The 24,347-nt window shown below is 70.8% G+C and carries 17 protein-coding genes; 13 read left to right on the top strand and 4 right to left on the bottom strand.

Translation table 11 applies throughout. The annotated features are described in order from the left end of the window. Positions 1-236: 236 nt before the first annotated feature. The 5 genes from ACGHC0_RS13370 to ACGHC0_RS13350 are packed head-to-tail and all read left to right on the top strand — an operon-like array spanning position 237 to position 6,562. Positions 237-1,136: a GHMP kinase gene (locus ACGHC0_RS13370; RefSeq protein WP_368351467.1), complete on the top strand. Its 900-nt coding sequence runs from the start codon at positions 237-239 to the stop codon at positions 1,134-1,136. Between the two features lie 7 nt (positions 1,137-1,143). Next, a complete protein-coding gene (locus ACGHC0_RS13365; protein ID WP_368351466.1) occupies positions 1,144-2,148 on the top strand; it encodes a pyridoxal-phosphate dependent enzyme in 1,005 nt (334 codons plus the stop codon). A gap of 3 nt (positions 2,149-2,151) precedes the next feature. Continuing rightward, entirely contained in the window at positions 2,152-4,722 is a 2,571-nt protein-coding gene (locus ACGHC0_RS13360) for a lyase family protein (RefSeq protein ID WP_368351465.1), read from the top strand. Beyond that, the gene (locus ACGHC0_RS13355; RefSeq protein WP_368351464.1) at positions 4,722-5,537 is read left to right on the top strand and encodes a formyl transferase; all 816 of its coding nucleotides are present in this window, start codon (positions 4,722-4,724) and stop codon (positions 5,535-5,537) included. Before ACGHC0_RS13360 ends, ACGHC0_RS13355 begins: the two co-directional genes overlap by 1 nt. 59 nt (positions 5,538-5,596) lie before the next feature. Then, positions 5,597-6,562 carry a D-aminoacyl-tRNA deacylase gene (locus tag ACGHC0_RS13350; protein ID WP_368351463.1) on the top strand — a complete coding sequence of 322 codons (966 nt, stop codon included), beginning with the start codon at positions 5,597-5,599 and terminating at the stop codon, positions 6,560-6,562. 6 nt (positions 6,563-6,568) lie between these two features. Here ACGHC0_RS13350 and ACGHC0_RS13345 read toward each other — a convergent pair whose 3' ends face one another. Beyond that, entirely contained in the window at positions 6,569-7,459 is an 891-nt protein-coding gene (locus ACGHC0_RS13345; RefSeq protein ID WP_415265828.1) for a helix-turn-helix domain-containing protein, read from the bottom strand. A 285-nt stretch (positions 7,460-7,744) separates the two neighbouring features. Here ACGHC0_RS13345 and ppa point away from each other — a divergent pair, with 285 nt between their 5' ends. From ppa to ACGHC0_RS13320, 5 genes are all read left to right on the top strand, one after another. Beyond that, positions 7,745-8,281 (top strand): inorganic diphosphatase, encoded by a 537-nt coding sequence (gene ppa / locus ACGHC0_RS13340; RefSeq protein ID WP_368351461.1) that lies wholly within the window; start codon positions 7,745-7,747, stop codon positions 8,279-8,281. A gap of 185 nt (positions 8,282-8,466) precedes the next feature. After that, positions 8,467-9,819 (top strand): HD-GYP domain-containing protein, encoded by a 1,353-nt coding sequence (locus ACGHC0_RS13335; protein ID WP_415268418.1) that lies wholly within the window; start codon positions 8,467-8,469, stop codon positions 9,817-9,819. Between the two features lie 137 nt (positions 9,820-9,956). Continuing rightward, complete coding sequence (imuA, locus tag ACGHC0_RS13330; RefSeq protein WP_415265827.1) at positions 9,957-10,817, top strand: translesion DNA synthesis-associated protein ImuA; 861 nt, start codon at positions 9,957-9,959, stop codon at positions 10,815-10,817. Then, the gene (locus tag ACGHC0_RS13325; RefSeq protein ID WP_415265826.1) at positions 10,783-12,216 is read left to right on the top strand and encodes a DNA polymerase Y family protein; all 1,434 of its coding nucleotides are present in this window, start codon (positions 10,783-10,785) and stop codon (positions 12,214-12,216) included. The genes imuA and ACGHC0_RS13325 overlap by 35 nt, the downstream gene beginning before the upstream one ends. Next, positions 12,213-15,443, top strand: a complete 3,231-nt coding sequence (locus ACGHC0_RS13320; protein ID WP_415265825.1) for an error-prone DNA polymerase — start codon at positions 12,213-12,215, stop codon at positions 15,441-15,443. Before ACGHC0_RS13325 ends, ACGHC0_RS13320 begins: the two co-directional genes overlap by 4 nt. A 1-nt stretch (position 15,444) precedes the next feature. Here the strand turns inward: ACGHC0_RS13320 and ACGHC0_RS13315 are convergent, their stop codons facing one another. Continuing rightward, positions 15,445-17,685 carry an AsmA family protein gene (locus ACGHC0_RS13315; RefSeq protein ID WP_415265824.1) on the bottom strand — a complete coding sequence of 747 codons (2,241 nt, stop codon included), beginning with the start codon at positions 17,683-17,685 and terminating at the stop codon, positions 15,445-15,447. A gap of 154 nt (positions 17,686-17,839) precedes the next feature. Here ACGHC0_RS13315 and ACGHC0_RS13310 point away from each other — a divergent pair, with 154 nt between their 5' ends. Further along, positions 17,840-18,760: a pseudouridine synthase gene (locus ACGHC0_RS13310; RefSeq protein WP_415265823.1), complete on the top strand. Its 921-nt coding sequence runs from the start codon at positions 17,840-17,842 to the stop codon at positions 18,758-18,760. Between the two features lie 21 nt (positions 18,761-18,781). Here the strand turns inward: ACGHC0_RS13310 and ACGHC0_RS13305 are convergent, their stop codons facing one another. Then, on the bottom strand, positions 18,782-19,843 hold the full coding sequence (locus tag ACGHC0_RS13305) for a DMT family transporter (protein WP_415265822.1): 1,062 nt from the start codon (positions 19,841-19,843) through the stop codon (positions 18,782-18,784). Positions 19,844-19,865: 22 nt separating this feature from the next. Next, positions 19,866-20,624, bottom strand: coding sequence for an aldolase (locus ACGHC0_RS13300; RefSeq protein ID WP_415265821.1), 759 nt, complete (start codon positions 20,622-20,624; stop codon positions 19,866-19,868). A 323-nt stretch (positions 20,625-20,947) separates the two neighbouring features. Between ACGHC0_RS13300 and wecB the strand changes: the two genes are divergently transcribed. Together wecB and ACGHC0_RS13290 are read left to right on the top strand one after the other, a co-directional pair. Then, positions 20,948-22,081, top strand: a complete 1,134-nt coding sequence (wecB, locus tag ACGHC0_RS13295) for a non-hydrolyzing UDP-N-acetylglucosamine 2-epimerase (protein WP_368351452.1) — start codon at positions 20,948-20,950, stop codon at positions 22,079-22,081. 55 nt (positions 22,082-22,136) lie between these two features. Then, positions 22,137-24,344 (top strand): hypothetical protein, encoded by a 2,208-nt coding sequence (locus tag ACGHC0_RS13290; RefSeq protein ID WP_368351451.1) that lies wholly within the window; start codon positions 22,137-22,139, stop codon positions 24,342-24,344. Positions 24,345-24,347: the final 3 nt, after the last annotated feature.

Here is a 24,347-nt window from a genome sequence, read left to right as displayed (position 1 = left end):
ACGCAACGCATCGCGGTGTTTCCGCTGCGTTGCTTCCTCGCGCCCATCGGCCCGCGAAGGCGGGTGGAGACGATTGGCCAACCGTCCCAATGTACGCCGGCCGGAAGCCGGCTGCAAGAGCGCCGCGGCACAGCAATTTCTCGACAGGACTGAGCAATCTTTGGAAAAAAACGCCGTCTCCCGGCGTTTAGCCTTGTTGGCCAAAGGGACTGGGAGCCCGCACAACAAGGAGAAACATGGTTCCGCAAGAACGAGGAGAAGCGCTTCAGTCCGCCACTTGGCCGCCGCTGCGGGCCACCGGCCAGTGCCGGGGCACCTTCGGCGAGCTCATGCAGGGGGTGCTGCCGGGGGGCAGGCACTTCCTGGTGACCCTGCCGGTCAATCTCATGTCCATCGTCGAATTCCAGGTGACGGACGGGCCCGCGGTGGTCTGCAATATCGCCTGCCGCACGAAGGCCTGCCGCGCCGCGCAGGACTACCTGCGCCTGCATGGCCTGCCGCCGGGCGGGCGGCTGCACTTCCAGTCGGTCTTCCCGGCGGGCAAGGGGCTCGCGAGCTCCTCCGCCGACATGGTGGCCGTCATCCGGGCGACGGCCCGCGCGCACGGGCGGGAACCGGAGGCCGAGACCATCGAGTCCATCCTCCGCGGCATCGAACCCACCGACGGGGTCATGTACGACGGCATCGTCTCCTTCTACCACCGGGAAGTGAAGCTCGACGAGCAGCTGGGCGAGACGCCCGAGCTCATGATCGTCGGGACCGACCGCGGCGGCGAATGCGACACGATCGAGTTCAACCGGACGCGGTGCGCGGTCTCCAGTGCCCTGTGCTCCGAGTACCACGCGCTGCTCGACGACATGAAGTCCGCCGCCCGTGCCGTGGACCTGCGCAGGATCGGTGAGGTCGCGACGCGCAGCTGCGAAATCTCGCAGGCCTTCAACCCCCATCCGCACATCGGCCACCTCCGCGCCCTGAAGGAAGAGACCGGCGCCCTGGGCATGGTGGCCGCGCATTCGGGCACCTACATCGGGCTGCTCTACGGCGCGCGCGATCCCGAGTGCGCCGCCAAGGCCTTCCATGCCCAGAAGCGGCTGCAGGCCCTCGACATCTCCACCCACCTCTACACCACCGCCTAGATCGCAGATGCTCCGTTACGAATCCCCCCTCGATGCCATGCGCGACGCCGTCGTCTTTCCCCTGGACGAGGGAATGCACATGCTGGCGTTCAAGGCGATGAAGATCGTGCCCGCGCACTTCATCATCCACAAGGCGATCGCCCGCGGCGACCTGAAGCCCGGCGGCAGCGTCATCGAGACTTCCAGCGGAAATTTCGCATTCGGCATGGCGATGGTCTGCAATCGCATGAACTCGCGCTTCATCGCGATCAGCGACCCGGCGATCGACGACAGCTACCGGCGCCAGCTCGAGATGCTGGGTGGGCGCGTGGAGATCGTCACCGACAAGAAGGGCTGCCAGGGCTACCAGAAGGCCCGGCTGGACAGGCTCCACGAGATCCTGGAGTCCGAACCCGGATCGTTCTGGTGCCGGCAGTACGACAACGAGGACAACTCGCTGGCTTACGAGGGCATCGGGCGCCAGCTGCGCGACCTGGTCGGCGACGCGGTCGTCCTCGTGGCGCCCGTGGGCTCCGGAGGTTCGAGCTGCGGCCTCGCCGGGGCGCTGCGCGCGGCCGGCGCCGACTGCACGCTGGTCGGGGTGGACACGTTCAACAGCATCCTGTTCGGCCAGCCCGACGGCCCGCGCCCGCTGCGCGGGCTGGGCAACACCGTGATGCCGGGCAACCTGAAGCATTCGATGTTCGACCATGTCCACTGGATCAGCGCCCCCCTGGCCGACCACTACACCCGCCACCTCTACAAGACCACAGGCCATTTCCGCGGACCCACCACGGGAGCGGCCTATGCCGTGGCGGGAAGCCTGCAGGCGCAGTACCCGTCCACGCCCATCGTCTTCGTGAGCCCGGACGACGGGTCGCGCTACGTGGACTCCACCTATGCCAGCGACCCTCCGTGCGCGGACCACTTCGGGGTCCAGCCGGTCCAGGTCCGGCATCCGCGGTCGGAGAGGGCGGGCAGCGACTGGGCCTGCATGGCATGGAACCGTTCCGAGATCCACGCGTTCGGCTGAGCCATGGCGATCGTCTATATCGAGTCCAACACCACCGGCTTCGGCCACCGGCTGCTGGAGACCTCGTGCCGGTACGGCGCGGTCTATTGGCTGGTCCGGGACCCGGCCCGCTATGGTTTCGCCGGCCGGCTGCCCGCGGGGCTGTCCACCATCGCCTGCGATACGCAATCGCTCGATGCACTGGTGCAGGCCGTGTCCGGCATCGGTCCCATCCGGTACGTCGCCTCCACGAGCGACGGCTTCATCGAGATGGCCGCGCGCCTGTCGGAGCGGCTGGGCCTGCCCTGCAATCCTTCCGCCGCGATCGCGCTGTGCCGCGACAAGCTGCGGCTGGGGGAGGTGCTGCAGTTCCGTGGCGTGCCGTATCCGGCGACGCGGGAGGTGCGCTCTGCCGGGGACATGGACAGCATCGGGCTCCCCGCGATCGTCAAGCCGCGGCAGGGCACCGGGAGCATCGGCGTGCGGCTCGTCACCGAGGCCCGCGGCATGCCCGGTGCGCAGGACGGGCCCTGGATCGCGCAGCGCTTCGTGGAAGGCACCGAGTTCTCGGTGGAGACCTTCAGCGACGCCGCCGGGCACCACGTGCTGGCGGTCACGCGCAAGTACCTCACGCGGCCCCCGCACTTCCTGGAGCTCGCGCACGTGCTCCCGGCGGACATCGGCCCGGACGCGGCCCGCAGGATCGTGGAGACCGTCACCCGGGCGCTCGACGCGGTCGGCTACGCCTTCGGGCCTGCGCACACCGAGGTCAAGCTCCAGGGCGATGTCGCCACGGTGATCGAGATCAATGCCCGGCTCGCGGGCGGCATGATCCCGCGCCTGCTGGAGCTCGCTTTCGGCTGGTCCGTCGCCGACCTGTACGTGCGCAGCCATTTGGCCGGGCGCTGCCAGTTCGCCGTGCCGGAGCCCGCCCTCCATGCCGCCGTCGCCTTCATCGTCCCCGATGCCGGGCGCCGCTACCTGGGCATCGATTTTCCGGAGGATGCCACCGATGCCGGTGCATTCGGGGAGGGCGGCACCAACCAGGGCCGCTTCGACTTCTCCGACCGCGCCGGCTACGTGATCGCCGGCGGCCGCACGGCGTCGTCGGCGTTGCGCGCGGCGCTGTCGCTGCGGGCCCGGTCGCGGGTCCTCTACGCACCACCGGAGGCTCCCCTGCCGGATGCGGCCACGGTCCGCGGCATCGCGCTGGGCGAACGCAGCGCATTCCGCCCCGGCAGCCTGGCGGGCAGCCTGTTCCCGATCGAGAAGGCGCACCTGCTGATGCTGCGCAGCCAGGGCATCCTGTCCGCCGGGCAGTTCGGCGCGCTCCGGAAGGCGGTGCTGGCGGCCGAGGCGGAGCCGGAACTGCTGCGTGCCCATGCCTCCGGCCGCGGCGATTACTTCGACTACGAGCACTACGTCATCGACCGGTGCGGAGAAGCCACGGGCGGCATGGTCCAGGCCGCGCGCTCGCGCAACGACATCAATGCGACGCACCTGCTGCTGGCGCTCCGGCAGGCCATCTCGGGCACCATGGACCGCGCGCTGCAACTCGGCGAAGCCCTGCTGCAGCGCGCCGAAGCCACGGTGGAAACGACATGGCCCATCCATAGCCAGTACCAGGTGGCGATGCCCGGCACGGCGGGCCACTACCTGGCGGCCCAGGCCACGGTCCTGCTCGGCACGATGGAGGCGCTGGCGTCGCTGCAGGGCGGCCTGGACACCTCGCCGCTCGGCGCGTGCGCGGGTGCCGGCACCACCTTCCGCACGGCCCCCCATGAAACCGCCCGCCTGCTGGGTTGCGTGCGCGGGCCCTCCAATTCCCTGGCCGCGATCAGCGACAAGACGCCGGCATTGCGCTGCGCCTACCTGTTCATCGAACTGAGCGGCCACCTGAACCGGCTCGCCACCGACCTGCAACTCTGGACGATGCGGGAAACGGGCTTCGTCCAGCTGCCGGAGGCCATGTACGGCGGTTCGTCGAACATGCCGCAGAAGCGCAACCCCTACCTCCTGGAATGGCTGCGGCTGCACCATGACCGCCATGCCGGGCAGTTCGCCGGCCTGCTGTCCTCGCTGTCTCACCTGCCCACCGGCAATTCCTACCAGGCCAGCCGCTGCGCCGTGGAGTCCATTGCGGACCTCGCGGGGAGCCTGGGCGACATGTGCACCGTGGCCACGTATGCCATTGCCGGCATGCGGTTCGACGAGCCCGCCATCCGCCGCGCGCTCGGCGCCGGGGATGCCCATGCCACGCTCGCCGCCGAGGCCCTGGTCCAAGAGGGCCGGGCGTCCTTCCGGGAGGCCCACACCACGGTGGGCCGCCTTCTCGCGCAGGCGCCCACGGAGGATTCCGGCCCATTGGCGGCACGGGCCTCCGGGTTGCTCGCGCAACTGCGGACCGAACTGGACCACGGGCAGCCCTTCGGCCGCCTGCGCTCCGGCGGCGGTCCCGCGGCCTCGTCCACGCGCGAGGCCATCGCCGAACTGCACGGCCGGCTGCGCCGCTGCGGTATTCGCCAACTCGCTGCGGCAGCGCGCTTCGAAGCGTCCCGCCGCGAACTCGACACCCGCTTCAGGAGGATCCAATGATGCCCCGCGTCACATTGCTCTGTTCCGATGGTCCGCACCACCTCTATCTGGCCGCCGAACTGCTGAAGGCGTTCGGCAGCCTGCGGGTCATCGTGGAGTCCGGACACGACCAGGCCGCCTCGCTGCGCCGAAGCGGCCACTACCGCTCCTATCTCTGGACGCTCTACCACGGCCTGCGCCGCAAGCTGTTCGGCTACGAGGCCTACCGGAAGCGGTATTTCGCCCGCACGGAGGGGCCGCGCACCTGGACCGCGCTCAGCCAGGAGCCGGATGTGGAGTTCCACGACACCCCGTCGATCAACGATCCCCTCGTGGGGCAGGTCCTGCGCGGCGGGGTGTCGGACGCCTATATCGTCATGGGCACGAAGAAGATCGGGGACGCCGTGCTATCTGCCATTCCCGCAGGCCGCATCCTCAACATCCACGGCGGCTACCTGCCGGACTACAAGGGCAACCACTGCTTCTTCTTCGCGCTCCACGAAGGGCGCCACGACCGGCTCGGCACGACCATCCACCGGGTTTCCGCCGGACTCGATGCCGGCGACATCGTCAGCCGGCACTGTGTGCAGCCCGCCGAAGGCGACAATTCCGAGACGCTGTACTCGCGGGCGGAGAAGGCGGCCATCGACCATCTCGTCGCCCGCCTGCGCCGCACGCCCGATGTGTCCACCTGGGACAGCGCTCCGCAGGAGCCCAGGGGCCGGCTCTATCGCATGCGGGACCGCGGACCGCTCGTCGAACTGGCCCACCACCTGGGCCGTGGATGGCGCCGCCGGCCGGTAGCGCGCGGCGCCGGCAAGGAGCCCGTCCGATGAAGGAAGGCTTTCCGGAAACTCTCCCTGCCACGGCCCGCGGCCGCACGGGAGGCGAACGCATGAGACACCTCGTACTGGCCTTCTGTACCGATCCCCTCAAGGATCCTGTCGCTTCGCACGTCCTCGGCCGCCTGCTGTCGTCCGGCATTCCCTGGCAGGACGCCGGGGCGGGGCACGTCGATGGGCATCCCGTGCTGTCCGCGGTCATCGGCGAGACGCGATGCCACCTGCTGCAGCTCGAAGATGTGCTGAGCCACGACTACCTGCGGTACGCGCCCCTCGTCAATGAACGGTTCGGCGACGCGGACGCGGTAGTCGTCGTCAACTGGCACGAGGGACGGAACGCGCCCGACCGCATCTTCACCGTGCAGACGACCGGGGACATGGACAGCGGGTGCTTCAGCCCGGTCGATCCCGCCCTCACGCGGGCCCTGTTCCTGTGCGTGGAGGCGGAGCGGCAGCGCGCCGGGCTGGACGCCTATGCCACCTGGATGGAGGCCACGCACTGGTCCGGGCCGCTCTACCGGGGCCAGCCGGGCAGGCTGCTTTCGGAACTGAGGCCCTCGGTCATCGACCTGGAGATCGGCAGCACCCCCGAGGCATGGTCCGATCCTGCCGCGGCCGAGGTGCTCGCGCGGGCCCTGGTGGCGCTCTGCGCATCCGGATGGGAGGAGGCCGCGGTGTCGCTGCTGTGCGTCGGGGGCGTGCATTTCGAGCCGGGATTCACCCAGCCGCTGCGCGAACTCGGGGCCGCCGAAGGCCTGGCCCTGTCCCACGTGCTGCCCAACCACTGGCTGGTGGCGCATGGCTACGACGCGGACGGCCGCCTGCCGGACATGCTGGCCTGCGCCCGCTCGATCGCGGGAGGGGTCGATGCGGTCGTCTTCCACGACAACCTCAAGGCCGGCTTCAAGGCGCAGGTGCGCGCACTCGCCTCCGAACTCGGCGTGCCGGCCCTGTCGCACCGCAAGCTCAGGGCCCCGGGCGTCGCCGAGGCGATCCGGGCTGCCCGGACGGCGGCATAGGGCGTGTCAACGCCGCCGGACCGCGCTGGGTGGGTAGCCATAGCAACGCCGGAAGGCCGCGGTGAAATGGCTTTGCTGGCTGTAGCCGCACTCGAAGGCCACCGCCGCGATCTTCTGCGTGGTGTGCTGCAGCATGTCATGGGCGCGCGCCATGCGCAGTTCGGTGAGGAAGGCGTGCGGCGATTGACCGAAGGTGCTCTTGAACTTGCGCAGGAAGTGGTAGCGGCTCAGGTTGACCAGCCCGGCCAGGTCGTCGAGCTGCACCGATGCGCCGAGGTGGGCGTCCAGGTAATCCCGCAGCAGGCGGGCATGTCGCGCCGAGAACCTGCCGCGGGTCTCCGTCTTCTCCAGGCCGGGCACGGCATAGTCGCGGATGGCGTGGAGGATGATCCAGCTCGTGAGCCCTTCGATGCCCGTGGACAGCGCGGTGTCGTTCCAGTCGGTGAGCGCGATGCTGCGGGCGGCCGAGCCGATCACGGGCGAGGCCTCCTGGAAGACCTCGCGGAACTGGCAGGCCTCGGGGGGCTGCCGCAGCGACTGCTGCATCGCGGGGCCGAATTTTTCCGGATCGAAATAGATATGCAGGAAATTGAGCCGCCCCGTGATCCGCCACCGCGATTCACCACCGCCTTTGGGAAAAAGGCAGGTGGCATTTTCGAAACCGCTGCGCACGATCTGCTGCTGGCGCATCTGGCTGCAGTTTTCCCCGCCGGAGAGGTAAATGCTGAGGACGTTCTCGGAAGCGCTCTTGTAGTCGGTCAGGGTGTTGTGGCAGCTCCACTCGGACAGCACGATGCCCGAGGGAAGGGCGACGAAACGGATGATTTCCGCACCCGCCGATTTCAGCGCGCCGGGAACGTCCTCCGGATCCGCGAGTTTCAAGGTCGAATCAAGCATGAAAATAATCTTTTGACGCAGAAATAATTTTTTATACAGCGCCTCCCGGGCCGAAATTCCATGGCCATGGGGATTATCTCGGAGGCCGTGCCAGCATAAGCGGGTTTCCGCAGGGCATTGAAACCGCCCGTTTCACGCATCCCGGCTTGGGGCCGTGGCAGGCAGGCCGCGGCCGGCCGCCGCGGGAGCATCGGGCGACTCGCCCTAGAATGCGCCACCTGCGGCCGCCCTGCGCGGCCGTCAAGTCGGCAGCGTATCCATCGCATTCCCACCACCATCCCAACCATGTCCCTCAACAACGTCACCCCTGGCAAGAAGCTTCCCGAAACCTTCAACGTGGTCATCGAGATTCCCGCGGAATCCGATCCGATCAAGTACGAAGTGGACAAGGAATCCGGCGCGGTCTTCGTGGACCGCTTCCTGACCACGGCCATGTACTACCCCTGCAACTACGGCTACGTGCCCCAGACCCTGTCTGGCGACGGCGATCCGGTGGACGTGCTGGTGATCACGCCGTACCCGCTGCATCCCGGCGTGGTCGTGCCCTGCCGCGCGCTGGGCATCCTGAAGATGGAAGACGAGGCCGGCGTGGACGGCAAGGTGCTGGCCGTCCCCACCACCAAGATCCTCAAGATGTACGAGGGCTGGAAGACCGTGGACGACGTGAACCCCGTCCGCCTGAAGGCCATCAGCCACTTCTTCGAGCACTACAAGGACCTGGAAGAGGGCAAGTGGGTGAAGGTGCTCGGCTGGGAAGGCGTCGATGCCGCCCACAAGGAAATCACCGACGGCGTCGCCAGCTACCAGAAGGCCCAGGGCTGATGCACCGGGGCGGAGGATGACTCCGCCCCCTTGCCGGCACCCGGCCGGCACCCCGGGAAAAGCCTGCCGGCTGTGCGCCCGCAGGCTTTTTTTGCGCCCGGGGGACCGCCATGGCACCGTATATTCAGGCGGGCATGAACAACGACAACGATCACGACCGACGCGGTCCCGGCGCGCCCGCCGCGATGTCGGCTGCCGCCGCGCAGCAGGCCCTGGCCGCCGCGCAGGAACTGGCCCGGGACGGCACCCACTATCTGCGCAGCGTGACCGACATGGCCGAGCGCTGCCCCGTGGTCACCCGGGATGCGATCTACACCGACAGCGGCATCAAGCTCGTGGAAAAGGGCGTGCGCATCGACAGCCGCCTGTACGACCGCCTGGTGCGCCACACGCTGCGCGATCCGATCGACGGCCTGCTGGGCACCGAGCGCACCGTGGACGCGGCCGCCATCGAGGCTGCGGCACTGCAGCAGTGCGGGGGCGGCTCCGATGGAGGCTGCGGTCTGGTGGAACTGCTGTCGCGGGCGCATGGCGGGCCGGAGCCCCTGCTCGCGCCGCTGCGCGGCATGATGCTGCCCGGGCCCATGGCCTTCAAGCTCACGGTGATGCGCGAGCAGCGGCCGGAGCTGTTCGCGCACAGCGTGCGCATGATGGTGCTGGCGGTCCACCTCGCCCTGGGCAGCGGATGGGCCGCACGCGAAACGGCCCTGCTGGCGGAGGCCGCGCTGCTGCACGACATCGGGGTGATGCACATGGACCCGATGTGGAACGACCCCGACCACAAGGTTTCCGGACCTGACCGCAAGCACCTCGTGGCCCATCCGATCACCGCCATGCTGCTGCTGCGCGCCCAGGGGGCCTATCCGGCGTCGGTGGAGGCGGCCGTCCTGGAGCACCACGAACGCATGGACGGAACGGGTTATCCGCGCGGCCTGCGCGGGCCGGACATCTCGCCGATGGGGCGGATCCTGATGCTGTCGGAAGTGGCCGCCGCCTTCTTCGAGAAATACAGCGCGCTCGCGGCCCAGCGCCTGTCGCTGAGCCTGCGGCTCAACCACCGGAAATTTCCCCCCGAGCTGTCCGCGCTGCTGCTGCCGCTGCTCGCCGATGGCGGTGGTTCCGCGGTGGCCCTGTCTCCGCCTCCGGAAGAGGCTGGCCGGATGCTGGACACGCTGGGCGGTGCATTCGACCGCTGGGCCCGGTTGCGCCCGCAACTGCCGCCCTCCGTGCTGGACCGTGGCGACCGGCATCCCGCGGCCTTCGTCGATCAGCGCCTGCAGGCGCTGCAGCAATCGCTGGTGGAAGCCGGCGGCCATCCGGACCAGGAAGGCGAGATCCGGGAGCACCTGCAGGGCGATCCCCAGGGGCTGGCGGAACTGGCGCTGGTGCGGGGCGAGGCGCTCTGGCAACTGGGCAGCATCGTGCATGCCACGCAGCGGCGCTGGCCGGCGCTGAGCATGCAGGCCCCTGCCGATCCGGCGGACGCGGCGGTCGCGGAGTGGTGCGCGCACTGCGCGCTGCTGCTTTCCACCGCCTGACAACGGCCCGGTCCTGAAGACGCGCCCAGGCAGCGGCGGCCCACGCGGCCTGCCATGCTGCGGCACGGAAAGGGTGGTTGCCCTGCTGGCGCTTCGGAATGAATGCTGTATATTTGAACAGTATTCGAAAAGACGCCATGGCCGCATCCGTCCCGCTCTCCCCGCCGGTTTCTCCGGTCCTCTCCCGCCCTGGGGCGGGAGAGGCGTGGGTGGATGTGCCGGGCGTGTGGCGGGGCGACTCGCTGCGCCCGGTCGATGGGGCTGCAGGAGCCCAGGTGCAGCCTTCGGGCCATCCCGCGCTGGATGCGCAGCTGCCCGGGGGCGGCTGGCCGCGGGGCGCGATGTCGGAGGTGCTGCTGGCGGGACAGGGCCGGCCCGAATGGCCCCTGCTGCTGCCGGCGCTGGCCGGTGCGGCGGCGCGCCCCGGTCAGGTGGTGCTGGTGGCCCCGCCGTTCGAGCCTTTCGCGCCCGTGCTGCATGCGGCGGGCCTGCGGGCGGGGCGCCTGTGCTGGGTGGCACCGCCCGCGGATGGCCGCGATGCCGCGGCCGCCTGGGCCTGCGAGCAGGCGCTGCGCTGCCGGGACGTGCTGGCCGTGCTGGCCTGGCTGCCGGCCGCCCACGCCGACATGCTGAGGCGCCTGCAGCTGGCGGCGGCGCAGCGCGGCCCGCTGCTGTGGGTCTTCCGTCCCGAGTCCCGGAGGCTGCAGGCATCGCCCGCTCCGCTGCGGCTGTGGGTACGGCCGGGGGAGGGCGAGTGCGCCTTGCAGGTGCACGTGCTCAAGCGCCGCGGCGCGCCGCTGCTGTCGCCGGTGGCCGTGCCCGCGCATGGCCCCGCCCTGGCCATGGCCCTGGCAGCCACGAGCGGTGCGAAGCAGCGGCACCTGGCCGCCTGGCGGGAAGGGATGGCGGCGCGCACCGCACCATCGCGCCTGCGGGCACGGGGCGAGCGACCGGAGGCCGGCCATGCACTGGATCGCACTGCCGTCCCTGCAGGCTGAACTGCCACCGGGCATGCCCGCTGCGGCAGCCGGCTGGTGGGCACTGCGCTTCACGCCCCGCGTGGCGCTGTTGGACGAAGCCGTGCTGCTGGAGGTGTCCTGCACCGAGCGGCTCTGGGGCGGCCGTGCCCACCTGCTGGCCCTGCTGAGGCAGGGACAGGGGGCCCTTCCACCATCGACTCCGTGCGGTGCATCGGCCGGCGGCGGCCCGGACCCTGGCGAAGAACCCCCTTGGGTGGATGAGCATGCGCCCATGGCCCAGGCCCCCACGGCCCTGCAGGCCCTGGCCCTGCTGCGGCTGCAGTCGGAGGGCAGGCCACTGCCCCGCCGGCTGCCGCACGGCCTGCCGCTCGTCACGCTCACCGCCCTGCGGCCGCATGCCGCCAGCCTGGAGCGCATGGGCTGCCGCACGTGGGGCGCCGTGCGCGCACTGCCGCGCGACGGCGCGGCCCGGCGGTTCGGCGCCGAGCCGCTGCGGGCGCTGGACCAGGCCTGGGGCGACGTACCCCATGCCCTGCCATGGCTGGAACTGCCCGAGCACTTCGAGCTCCCGGCCGAGCTGCCCGCGCCGGCCACATCGGCCGAACAGCTGCTGTGGACCGCGAACCGCCTGCTGGGGGCCCTGCGCGACTGGCTGCAGGCGCGCCACCGGGGCGTGCTCGCACTGGAGCTGTCGTGGCGCCACGACCTGCGCCGGCTCGACGGAAAGGATCTTCCGCCGGGCGACCATCTGGCGGTGCGCACGGCCGAGGCGACGCAGGACCTCGCCCACCTGCGCCGCCTGCTGGCCGAACACCTGTCGCGCCGGCCCCTGGCGGCGCCGGTGAATCGCCTCGTGCTGCGCGCGGCCGATACGGCGGCCTTGCCGCAGGCCAGCGAGAGCCTGCTGCCGCCGGGCCCCGAAGAAGGCGGGGAGGGCGAGGGCTGGCACCAGTGGGTGGAGCGGATGTCCGCCCGCTGGGGGGCCGGGCAGGTGCGCGTGCCCGTGCTGCAGGCCGATCACCGGCCCGAGCGCATGCAGCGGTGGGAGGCCGCCGCGCAGAACCTGCCGCGGCGCCCGCAGGGCCCGCCGGCGGATCGCCGCCAGGGCGCTGTCCCGGCCGCAGCGCCGGCCGAGGCCGCGGGCACATCCGCCGATGCCGCCTTCTGGCCGGGCTGGCTGGTGCATCCACCCCGGCCCCTGGCCCTGCAGGGCGACCGCCCCTGCCTGCAGGGGCCTCTGCGCCTGCTGGCCGGGCCCCACCGGTTCGAAGGCGGCTGGTGGGACGGCTGCACGGAGCGGCGGGATTATTTCGTGGCGTCGAACGCCGCCGTGGGCACGGTGTGGATCTACCGGCAATGGCGGGGGGGCGCCTCGAGCGGGCACCTTCAATGGTTCTGGCACGGGGTGTATGCATGAGCGCGGAGCCGCTTCCAGAGCCGGCGGAGGGCGGCGGCGCGGCATCCGGACTGCCCGGTTATGCCGAACTGCACTGCCTGAGCAATTTCAGCTTCCAGCGGGGGGCCTCGCACCCCTTCGAACTCGTGGAGCGTGCGGCCGAGCTCGGCTATGCGGCGCTGGCTTTGACGGACGAATGTTCCGTGGCCGGCGTGGTGCGCGCGCACACCGCAGCCCGCCGGTGCGGCCTCAAGCTCATCGTGGGCAGCGAGTTCGCGTGCGGCGACGTGCGGCTCGTGGCCCTGGCGCGGAACGAGACCGGCTGGGGCAACCTGTGCGAATTCATCAGCGATGCGCGGCGCATCGCGCCCAAGGGTGATTACCGTGTCCATGCGGGCAGCGACTTTGCCCGCCTGCAGGGCTGCGAGGTGCTGATCGCCCCGCGCCGGGACCGGCTGTCCGCGCTGGACCCGGGTGGCGTGGAGGCCGCGGTGGCGCAAGCCTGTGCGCCGCTGCGCGCGCAAGGCATCCACCCCTGGGTGGCCGTGGAGCTGCACACGGCGCCGGACGATGCCGCCTGGCTCGAGGCGCTGGAGCGCGCGGGCCGGGCGCTGGGCCTGCCCCTGGTAGCGGCCGGCGATGTCCACATGCATGTGCTGCAGCGCAAGCCACTGCAGGACGTGATCACCGCCGTACGGCTGGGTCGCCCGGTGTCCGAATGCGGCTTCGCGTTGCAGGCCCACGGCGAGCGCCGGTTGCGGCCACGCATGCGCCTCGCGGGCTTCTACCCGCCCGCGCTGCTTGCGGCGACGCTGGAGGTGGCCGCGCGCTGCACTTTCAGCCTCGACGAGATCCGCTACCGCTATCCGCGCGAGAACGTGCCCGATGGAATGACGCCGGGCGAGGCATTGGCGGCCTACACGGAAGCCGGTGCGCGGGAGCGCTATCCACGGGGCGTGCCCCCGGAGGTGCGTGCGCAGATCGCGAAAGAGCTGGAACTCATCGCCCATTGCCGCTACGAGATGTACTTCCTCACGGTGCAGGACATCGTGCGGGAGGCGCGCCGGCTGGGCATCCTTTGCCAGGGGCGGGGCTCGGCGGCGAATTCGGCGGTGTGCTATTGCCTCGGCATCACGGCGGTCGATCCCACCAAGACCCGCCTGCTCTTCGAGCGCTTCATCAGCAAGGAGCGCGACGAGCCGCCGGACATCGACGTGGACTTCGAGCACGACCGGCGCGAGGAGGTCATTCAGTACATCTACCGCAAGTACGGCCGCGAGCGTGCGGCCATCGCGGCCGTGGTCATCACCTACCGCACGCGCAGCGCGCTGCGCGACGTGGGCAAGGCCCTGGGCGTGGCGCCGGCCGTGGTCGATGCCTTCGCCAAGGACCACCACTGGTTCGACGAGGACATCGCCGCCGGGCGCCTGCAGGAGCTGGCGGCCGGCCTGGGCGCGCCGATCGCGGCGCACACGGCCGCGCTATGGCTGGAGCTGGCCGACGGGCTGCGCGGCTTCCCGCGCCACCTGAGCCAGCACGTAGGCGGCTTCGTGCTCACCGAAGGCAAGCTCACGCGCCTCGTGCCCGTGGAGCCCGCGAGCATGGACGGGCGCTCCATCATCCAGTGGGACAAGGACGACCTGGACGACATGCACCTCATGAAGGTGGACGTGCTGGCACTGGGGATGCTGAGTGCGCTGCGCCGCGCGCTCGACCTGCGCGCCGCGCTGCGCGGCCAGGCCTGGGAGCTGGCGGACATCCCGCGCGAGGATCCCGCCACCTACGACATGATCTGCGCCGCCGACACCGTGGGCGTCTTCCAGATCGAGAGCCGCGCGCAGATGAGCATGCTGCCGCGCCTGAAACCCCGCGAGCTGTACGACCTCGTGGTGGAGGTGGCCATCGTGCGGCCCGGGCCGATCCAGGGAGGCATGGTGCATCCGTACCTGCAGGCGAGGGAAAGCGTGGCCCGGGGAGACGGTTTCGTGCTGGAGCACAAGAAACTGGGGCCCGCACTGGAGCGCACGCTGGGCGTGCCCATCTTCCAGGAGCAGGTCATGCAGATCGCGATGATCGCGGCGGATTTCACGCCCGGCATGGCCGACGACCTGCGCCGGTCCATGGCCGCCTGGAAGCGGCGAGGCGGCGTGCACCGCTTCGAGCAGGCGCTGATGGAGGGCATGCGCAAGAACGGGTATTCCGACGATTTCGCCCAGCGCATCTACCAGCAGATGCTGGGCTTCGGCGAATACGGCTTTCCCGAAAGCCATGCCTACAGCTTCGCGCTGCTGGCCTATGCGAGCAGCTGGTTCAAGCGCCACGAGCCCGCCTGTTTCCTGGTGGCCCTGCTCAATTCGCAGCCCATGGGTTTCTACACGCCCTCGCAGCTCGTGCAGGATGCCCGCCGCCACGGGCTGCGCGTGCTGCCCGCCGATGCCGCGCACAGCGACTGGGACAGCACCCTCGAAGGGCCGGCCGCGCCGCTGCCCGGCCTGCAGCAGGCGCAGCCCGCGGTGCGGCTGGGCCTGCGCCTGGTGGCCGGGTACGGGCCCGAGGCGGCGGCCCGGCTCATGCACGCACGGGCCGCAAGCCCCTTCGCCGACGTGCAGGACCTGGCCCTGCGCGCGCGCCAGGACCGGCAGGACCTGCAGGCGCTGGCGGCGGCCGATGCGCTACGCTCCCTGGCGGGGCACCGGCGCCAGCAGATGTGGGATGCGGCCGCGCAGCGGCGCGCGCCGGCGCTGCTGCAGGAGGCCCCGGTGCACGAGGCCCCGCTGGCCCTGCCCGAGGCGCCCGAGGGCGAGGAGATCGTCTTCGACTATGCCGCGACCGGCCTCACGCTGCGCCGCCACCCCATGGCGCTGCTGCGCGAACGCATGGCCGGCTGGCGCATCCAGGCCGCGCAGGCGCTGCAGGCCGTGCCGAACGGGCGGCGCGTGCGTGCCTGCGGCATCGTCACCGTGCGCCAGCGGCCGGGATCGGCCAAGGGCACGATGTTCGTCACGCTGGAGGACGAGACCGGCACGGTGAACGTCATCGTCTGGCCTGCGCTCGTCGAGACCTGGCGCAATCCGCTGCTGCGCTCGCGCCTGCTGGCCGTGGAGGGCCTCTGGCAGTGCCACCGTCCCGATGGTGCCGCCCCGGGCGCCGCCGTGGTGCGCCACCTGGTGCTGCAGCGCTGCAAGGACCTGACCCCGCTGCTCGGCCGGCTCGCCCCCGCGCTGGAGGGCAGCCGGGATTTCCACTAGATCAGCGCCGGGCAGGGGCCGAAGCCGCGGGCTTGGGCGCTGCCCCGGCCTTGCTCGCCTGCACGTTGCGGTCGGCATGGGCCAGCAGGGTGGCGCAGTTCTCGTCGTCCTCCGCGGCGGGCACCGTGACCGGCACCAGCGCCAGCGCCACCGGGGCCACGGCCGCGGCCGCGACGGCGGCGCCCGCGCGCAGCAGCAGCGGGCCGGCTTCGATGCCGACCTTCGGGTCCGCGAAATTCCCGCGCACGTAGAGGGGCGTGCGCAGCGAGAAGAACTTCCACTTGAGTGATTCGGGCTTGATGTAGAGGTCCATGTACTCGCGGCCCAGGTCGATCGTGCCCATGGCCTCGACCACGGCCTCTTCGGTGTTGAGCTTGACCGAGCGGGTCTGGGCGATACCGTCCTTGATGCCGAAATCCGCCACGGCGCAGCGCAGCTGCACTTCCTTGTTCTCGCCGAAGAGCTTGGCCACCACGACGCTGCCCACGTTGAGCGCCGCCAGGTCGAGCATCTGCTTGCTGAACCGGCCGTCACGGATATAGACGCGCGCCTCGCCGTTGCTGGTGCCCAGCATCTTCGCGATCGAATTGCCCGTGCCGTTCACCGCCATGGCGCCGTCGAGCCGGCCGAAGCTCTTTTCCATCAGCTCGACCTTGGGGAAGAGGGCCGACAGGCGGAGCCCGTCCACGCTGCCGCGCAACTGGGCCTTGAGCGGTCCGTCGCGGCCGTCGAGCACCACGTTGGAATCGATCTTGCCCTGTGCCACGCCGAAGCGCAGGGGCGAGAGCGTGAGCTGCGCGTTGTCCATGCGGGCATGCACGTCCAGGTTCTCGACGGGCAGGCTTTCATCGCGCACGATGCGCTCGCCCTTGAACTTCAGGTCCAGGTCCATCGCGTTCCACCGGTCGGTGGCGAAGGCAGCGTCGGGCAACACCTTGCCCGCGCGTTTGGACGTGCCTTTCTCCTGCGGACGCTCGCCGGACGGCGCGCCGACCACCGGTCCCAGGTCGGCCAGGCGCAGTTGCCGCGAAGCCATCTCGCCCGTGAGGCGCGGGCGCGGCTGGCCGGAGGTGTAGGTGAGCTGGCCGCGCAGGTCGCTCTGGCCCACCGTGCCGGTGAAGTCCCGGTAATCCCACACCGCGCGGCCCGGCTCCAGGCTGCCGACCAGGTGGCCCTTGGTACGGAAGGGCGGCGTGTTCGGCAGCACGATGCCGGTGAGCGGGTACAGGTCGGCCATGCTCTCGGCCTGCAGCAGCACCTGCAGGTCCATGCCGGCGAGCGCCAGCGGATTGGCCAGCGTGCCTTCCACCTCGGCCCGCACCGTGCCGGCGCGTGCCTTGAACTGCAGGGGGTATTGCACGTCCTGCTGCCGCAGCGACAGCGCGTTGCCCGCCTGGCCGCTGCCTTCGATGCGGGCCTTGGCGTAGCGCCCGCGCACATCGAAGCGCACGCCGTAGGGGCCGGGCCGGCTTTGGGTCGCCAGGTGCGCGACGAAGGCCAGGTCCTTCTGGGCATCCGCCAGCGCCAGCCGGCCATCGTTGACCACCAGCCGGGCCACGTTCACCGTCCAGGGGTTGGGGCTGGCGCTGCCGTCGGGAGCGGGGCGGTCGAAGGTCCAGTTGTTGCTGCCGTCGGCACGCCGCGCGAGCGCCACGTCGGGCGCCTGGATGGACAGGGTGCCGATGGACACGTGCCGCACCAGCAGGGGCAGCAGTTTCAGGGATGCGGTGGCACGGCCCACCGTGGCCATGGATGGAGGCCGGGAGCCGGATTCCGGGGCGGGAGCGGCCGCCGCAGCGCTGGCTGCCGACGCCGGGGCCGATGCCGCAGACGCCGCGGCGGCGCGGCGTTCCACCACCCGGGCGTCGGCATTTTCCGCATCCATGCCCACCGCGCCGTAGCGCCCGAAGTCCGCGCGGTTGCCCAGCACCATGCGTTCCGCCTGCACGGTCAGGCCGGGCACCCAGCGCCGCCAGCCGGTTTCCATGTCCACCGGCTGGGGCCAGTGCCAGCGGGCCGTGAGGTCGCCCTCGATCGCGAAATGCCGCCCGGTCGCCGCACTCACGCGCTCGTTGATCCAGGGGCGGGCCCGGTTCCAGTCGAAGGTGAGCAGGACCACGAGGGCGATCAGCGCCAGGGCGACCAGGGCGCCCAGCAGGCCCAGGAGCCAGTTCAGGGCGCGCCCGTGCTGCCGGCGTGCCGCGCGGAAACGGTGGGAGGGGAGCAGGGTGGAAGGGCGCATGGATGGCAGCGGAGCGTGGATCGGGATGGCAAGAGCCTGCGTCCGATCCTAGTGTGCGCCGGACGGCCCCGGCGACGGCAGGCATCCCATGTGCCACGCGCCCCTGTCCTACACGGCGATGGCGGACGGCGGGGCCTGCCTAGAATGCGCGCCCATGCACAACTCCCACGATCCACGCGTTCTGCCCGTGCGCGAGGGCGTCAGCCCCAGTTGCGTGGTCACGCCCAGCCAGGGCGGCGGCCTGCTGATCGACTTCCTGGCCGAACGGCTGCCCGTGGTGGACCGGGCGGAATGGCTGCAGCGCATGGAGCGCGGCGAAGTGGTGGACGAGCACGCGCGCCCGGTCACCGCCGTTCGCCCGTTCGTTCCGGGCCTGCGGATCTATTACTACCGGGAGCTGCCGAGCGAGGCGGTCATCCCTTTCGAGGAAGCGGTGCTCTACCAGGACGATCACCTGGTGGTGGCCGACAAGCCGCACTTCCTGCCCGTGGTGCCCACCGGGCGCTACCTGCAGCACACGCTGCTGGTACGGCTCAAGCGCCGCCTGGGCCTGGACGAGCTGTCGCCCGCGCACCGGATCGACCGGGACACGGCGGGGCTGGTGCTGTTTTCGGTGCAGCGCGCCACGCGGGGCCGCTACCAGGCGCTGTTCCGCGACCGGGCGGTGGACAAGACCTACGAGGCCGTCGCGCCCTGGCGGGCGGACGTGGCCTTTCCCCGGGAGCGGGCCAGCCGGATCGAGGAAAGCCCGCAGTTCTTCCGCATGCACGAGGTGCCGGGCGAGGCGAACAGCCTCACCCGCATGGAGGTGCTGGACGTGGACGGCGCCTGGGCGCGCTACCGCCTGTCCCCGGTGACGGGGCGGCGCCACCAGCTGCGCGTCCACATGGCGGCCCTGGGCCTGCCGCTGCGGGGCGACGCCTTCTATCCCGAGGTGAACGATCCGCCGGAGGGCGATTTCTCGCAGCCGCTGCAGTTGCTGGCGCAGGCGATCGCCTTCACCGACCCGGTCACGGGCGGCGAGCGCCGGTTCGAGAGCGGCCGGCAGCTGGACTGGCCGGTCCGCACGGAATGACGAAGGGCCGCGGCGGCCTGCTCAATGCGCGTGGCGGTGATGGATGTCCGGGTAATGGGGGTGCCGGTGGACCATCGCTTCGTGGCGGTGGGCATGGACGTGGGGTTCGGTGCCGTCCCACTCCGGACCGTGGCCGTGTTGGTGATGTTCGTCGTGCACGTGCCTGTGCGCGTGCTCCAGGGCCTCGTGGACATGCTCGTGCTCGTGCCGCTCGCCCAGGTGCAGCCAGACCCCGGCGGCCATGAGGGCGGCGGCGGGCCAGAAGAACAGGGATGGAACCTCCGGCCACAGGGCCAGCGACAGGAGCACCCCGAAGAAGGGACCGGTCGAGAAATAGGCGCCGGTGCGCGCGGTGCCCAGGGTCCTCAGGGCCACCACGAACAAAGTGAGGCTGAGTCCGTAGCCCAGCAGGCCGACGGCCATGCAGGCGGCCACGGAGGTCCATGACGGCCAGTGCGCCCCCAGGAACAGGGCCAGGCCCGTGTTGCAGGCCCCGGCGCAGAGCCCCTTGCAGCAGGCGATCGCCATGGCATCGCCCGCGGACGCCTGCCGGGTCAGGTTGTTGTCCACGCCCCAGCACAGGCATGCGGCCACGATGAGAAGGGCATGGGGCAGCGACACGGAACCTCCCGGCCCCCACGACAGCAGCACGCCTCCCAGCACCATCGCGGCCATCCCCAGCACGACGCGGCGTTCGGCGTTTTCCCGGAAGACGATCCAGGCCAGCAGGGCGGTGAACACCCCTTCGAGGTTGAGCAGGAGCGACGCCGCCGCGCCCGACGTTCCAGCCAGTCCTCCCATGAGCAGTGCGGGGCCCAGCATGCCGCCGAAGAAGACGGCCCCCGCCAGCCAGGGCAGGTCCGCGCGGGACACTCGCGCCGTATCGCCCGGAGGATGGTGCTGCCGCCTGCCCGCCAGCCGCCGCGCCAGGAGCAGCGCGCCCAGCCCCAGTCCACTGCCGAGGTAGAGCAGTCCGGCCAGAAGCAGGGGCGGCACATCGCCGGCCAGAAGCTTCGCGAACGGAGTGCTGGCGCCGAACAGTACGGCGGCGGCCAATGCGGGCGAGGCGGCGCGCAGGGACATCGCTGTGCTTCCGGTCGCGGTGTCAGCCCCTGGGAGCGGAAGCCGCCGGCAGCGTCCGCCGCAGTGCCTCGAAAAAAAGCTCCGACTGCATCCGCTCGCCCAGCGTCTGCCGCGCCACATCGGCCGCCAGCGATGGTGCGACCGGGCACAGCGGGATGCCCGTGGAGCGGGCGAGCACCTCGGCCTGGCAGGCCCTCTCCAGGTAGTAGAGGTCGTCGTAGGCATGGTCGATGCGCGCGCCGCACACCACCACGCCGTGGTTGCCGAGGAAGCCGACGTCGCAGCCGCCCATGGCCGCCGCGATGCGCCGGCCCTCGGACGCATCCAGGGCAAGCCCGTTGTACTGCCGGTCGATCGCCACCCGGCCGTGGAAGCGCATCGCGTTCTGCGACAGCGCGGTGTCCAGGCCCCCGCAGCCGGTCAGCGTCAGGGCCGTGGCGAAGGGCATGTGCGTGTGCAGCACGCAGGCATGCCGGCCCACCTGGTGCAGGGCCGCGTGGATGAACATCGCCGTCGGTTCGACCGCATGCCTTCCGGCGAGGACCGCGCCCTGCGCGTCCACGAGCACGATGTCGTCCTCGAACACCTCGCTCCACATCAGGCCCCGCGGGTTGAGCAGGAAGCGGCCGGAGCGGTCGGGCAGTTCCACGCTGAAATGGTTGCAGACGCCTTCGCCGAGGCCATGGTGGGCTGCGGCGCGCAAAGCCAGCGCGAGATCCTGGCGGAGCCGGAGCACGCCGGGAGAATGGAAGTCGGATGCGGATGCGGTCGTGGAAGTCATGGGCGGCGGCACGCGCGCAGGCGCTGCGTCATCAGTCACAGGAGGAGCAAGGGAGAAGATCGGCTGCCAATTTACCCGCATTGCCGACCAATGGAGCGCAGTCGCATCCGGCCAACAATTTTGACTATCGAAAGCATTAAATCTATTGAAATACCGTTTGACCCGAGGAGACATTTGCTAACATCCACGCATCGAGGGTCAGACGACGCAGATCGGTCCCGCCCGGGGCGCACCAAGCGCCTTGCCTCCCAGTTTTTTGCCTGTGCAGGCGCCGCCGCGACAGCCGCGGAAGGCCTTTGCCGGCATTCCTGCTGACACCTCGAATGCACGTCCTGTCGATTTTCGGAACCCGGCCCGAGGCCATCAAGATGGCGCCCCTGGTGGCTGCACTGCGCCAGGAGGCCCGGCTGCAGAACACCGTGTGCGTCACGGGCCAGCACCGGGAAATGCTGGCGCAGGTCATGTCGCTGTTCGGGCTGCAGGCGGACCACGACCTCGACGTGATGCGACCGGACCAGGGTCTCAACGGGCTGTTCGCCCGGCTCGTGGGCAGCGTGGACGACGTGCTCGCCTCGGTGCGCCCCGATTGCGTGCTGGTCCATGGCGACACCACCACCGCCGCGGCCTGCGCCATGGCGGCGTTCCATCGCCGCATACCGATCGGCCACGTGGAAGCGGGGCTGCGCAGCGGCGACCTGCAGTCGCCTTTCCCGGAGGAGATGAACCGGCGCGTGGTGGATTCCATGTCCACCTGGCTGTTCGCTCCGACGCCCGCGGCCCGCGATGCGCTCGCGCGCGAGCAGGTGCCGGGCCGCGCATGGGTCACCGGCAACACGGTGATCGATGCGCTGGCCGCGACCGTCGCGCGCTTCGACGCCGACCCCGCCATCGAGGCTGCCGTGGCCGGCCGCTATGGATGGCTCGACGCGGGCCGCAGGCTGGTGCTGGTCACCGGGCACCGGCGGGAGAACTTCGGCAGCGGATTCCGCAGCATCTGCGCCGCGCTGGCGGAGCTCGCGGGCCGCGACGACGTGCAGATCGTCTATCCCGTGCACCTGAACCCGAACGTCCGCGATGTGGTCACGGAGACGCTTTCGGGACTGCCCTCCGTCCACCTGATCCCGCCGCTCGACTACCTGGATTTCGTCTGGTTCATGCGCCGCGCCCACCTGATCCTGACCGATTCGGGCGGCGTGCAGGAAGAGGCGCCCTACCTGGGCAAGCCCGTGCTGGTGATGCGCGACGTCACCGAGCGCCCCGAGGCCGTGGCCGCCGGCACGGTGCGCCTGGTGGGCACCTCGCGCGAGCGCATCCTGCACGAAGCACGCCGCCTGCTGGACGACTCCGCGTTCCACGCGGAGTTCGGCTGGCGCGGCAATCCCTACGGCGACGGGCAGGCATGCCGCCGCATCGTCGATGCGCTGTGCGGGCGCCCGTTCGACGAGTTCGCGCCCTGAGCCGGGCCCTGCAGCCCTTCATTTTTCCCTTCCCGTGTCACCCCGGAGCATTTCCATGGTCCCCAGCCCCCTGCGCCTGCCGCGCGCTTCCAGACTGATCTGCATGATGGGTCTGAGTGTCCCGCTCCTCGCGATGGCGAGCCCCGCGGGCGATGCGCTGCAGCGCCTGCAGGGCGATACCTGGGTCACGCGCAGCTTCGCGCTGTCCGACCTGGGATTCACCGATGCGGTGCTGCTCAACGGCTTCGACGCGAGGCAGGAGTTTTTCCTGCCCGTGCCGCGCACGCTGCCCCTCGCGGAGGCGAGCATCGACTTCAATGGCCGCTACTACAAGGCGGAAGAGGGCCGCACGTCGATGCTGCTGTCCGTCAACGGCCGTCCGGTGTTCTCGCGGCGCATCGAATCGCCCGAGGGCGACGCCAGCCAGACGCTCAAGGTGGACACCAGCGTGCGCACCAACGGTTTCCTGCGCCTGGGGGTGAACTGGCTCAACAACGTGGCCCACCGCATCTGCGAGGTGGAGCGCGCCACGGGCAACGTCCTGTCGGTCGCGGCGGAGACGCGCTTCAACTACCGCTTCAGCAGCGGGGCGCTCACCAGCCTGGCCGATGCCTGGGTGACGCTGCCCGCGCGGCCCACGCTGCTGGTGGCCTCTCGCAATCTTTCCAAGGCATCCTACGACACCGCGTGGCGCATCGGCGCGGCACTGGAGCAGGCCAATCGCCGTGTGGTGGTGAAGGCCTTCCCCGTGCCGGGCGACACGGTGGACACCACCGGCTGGCAGGTGCCTTCCGGGCTCGCATCCCTGCCCGCGTTCGCGGGGCTGTCCACAGGCAATGCCCGCTACGTGCTCAAGGACGACGCCGAGATCGGCGCCCTGGTCGTGCTGGGCGCGGTGTCCGCCACCGGCGACATCGCGGTGGCCGATGGCGCACTGCAGCAGCAGATCGGCAGGGCGCTGGACGCGCTGGGCACGCAACTGGCGGGCGATGCCGACGGCGCGCGTGCCTTCACCGCCTGGCGCAACCTGCAGACCATGGCGGCCCCCGGCGGGCTGGCTTCCCACCAGATCCGGCTGGCGACGCTGGGCGCGCGCCCGGTGATCGCCGTGGCCGAGGACGCGGGCGCACAGGCGGCCGGCGTTTTCGCGGAGGTCTGGCGCAACATCCTGGTGACGCGCCAGGCCACGGTGGCCCGTGCGGACGCGCCCGACGCGGAGGACCGCACGGTGATCCGTCTCGCGGGCTTCGGCAGCGACGCCAGCTTCGACGTCGTGTCCCGCGGTGACTGGACGGCCTCGCTGCCGCTGGCCGCCGTCGCCGTGAACGGGCGCATGCCGTCCGACCTGGTGATCGACATCGCCGCGGCGCCCGGGGCCTCGTCCACCCGGCCGGTGGCCTCGGTGTTCTGGAACAACGTGCTGCTCTCTGCCAAGCGCCTGGAGGCCGACGGCCGGCCCGAGCGGCTCGATGCGCGCGTTCCGGGCTATGCCCTGGGCCTGAGCAACGTGGTGCGCGTGTCCGTGCAGCGCCAGCCGTACTCCAACGATTGCAACGAGACCCCGCAGGGCTTCCCGGTCAACGTGCTGCCCACGAGCTACGTGCGCGCCGGCGATTCCGAGCCCGACGGCACCTTCGTCGGCCTGCTGCCCCTGATGTCGGGCACGCCGGTGGTGGCCGTGCCGGCCTCGTACCTGGCGGACGCTCCGCAGTCCCTCGCGCGCCTCATCCGCATCGCCGTCGCGGCGGGCGTGACGCCGGTGCGCGCCGAGTTCGCGGTGGTGGAGCAGGGCAAACCCTTCGCGCCCGGCCGGCCATTCCTCGCGCTGCAGGTGCCGGTGCAGGGCACGGAGCCCAAAGTGCAGATCCAGGACGCGCACCTGCGCATCAACGGGCGCAAGGCGCCGTGGCTGGACGTGGACGGGCTGGCCCGCCTCGCCGCGGTGGAGGTCAGCCGCTCGAACGGGCAGCATGGCCTGGTCTGGCAGCCGCTGGGCGAGCAGACGGCTGCAGTGCAAAAAGCCTTCGTGCTCAATCGCGGTGACATCGCGCTCATCGGCGCGGACGGCCCGGTGAGCTGGGTGGACAGCAGCAACCCGTCGGCCAGCCTGCCGCCGGGCGCAGGGGAGAGCGCCTTCTACGAATGGCGCCGCTACCTGTCCTGGGGGGTGCCGCTGCTGAGCATCGTGCTGCTGGTGGTGCTGCTGGTGCTCGTGGCCGCCTACCGTGCCCGCCGCCGCGCGGAACAGCGCAGGTCGTCCTGAGGC

Origin of the sequence: Acidovorax sacchari (assembly GCF_042847045.1) — a bacterium.
Taxonomy (GTDB): domain Bacteria; phylum Pseudomonadota; class Gammaproteobacteria; order Burkholderiales; family Burkholderiaceae_C; genus Paracidovorax; species Paracidovorax sacchari.
The sequence above is the reverse complement of the archived record's forward strand: the minus strand, read 5'-3'. Positions and strand labels throughout refer to the sequence as shown.